General features: G+C 69.3%; 1 protein-coding gene. It reads right to left on the reverse strand.

Features of this window, described 5'->3' with window-relative positions:
* Positions 1-278: 278 nt before the first annotated feature.
* Positions 279-449, reverse strand: a 171-nt coding sequence (locus B2J89_RS21785) for a hypothetical protein (RefSeq protein ID WP_169170864.1), incomplete at its 5' end; no start/stop codon positions are given.

Below are 449 nucleotides of genomic sequence, written 5' to 3' on the forward strand. Positions count from 1 at the left end.
CCATGCTGTGCCTCCTGCGGCCCGCTGGAGCGGGCTCTGCCGCGCAAGATAGCCCATCCGGGCACCGGCCGGGGCACCGTTGTGGCGCGCAGGTGACGCACAGGCGCAGCCAAGGCCGCGGACCAGCGCAGTGCAGGAGCCGGGTGTGCTCCTGGTTTTATAGCTGTCAGCGCTTGATGGATAAGCGCTGGAGGTCGATTGGCTTGAAAAAAGGGCTGGAAGGCATGGCTTCCAGCACTGGCGGGGCGGTGCGTGGCGCCGCGGCCGCCGCGTGGCGCTCAGCGCACGCGCATGCCCGGCTGTGCACCGGGCAGGGGTTCGAGCACGTAGAGGCCGGGGTGGGCCTTGTCGTCGCCGTGGCTGGCCGCCAGCACCATGCCTTCGCTGATGCCGAACTTCATCTTGCGCGGCGCGAGGTTGGCGACCATCACCGTGTGCTTGCCCACCAG

This window comes from Acidovorax sp. SRB_24 (genome assembly GCF_012931925.1).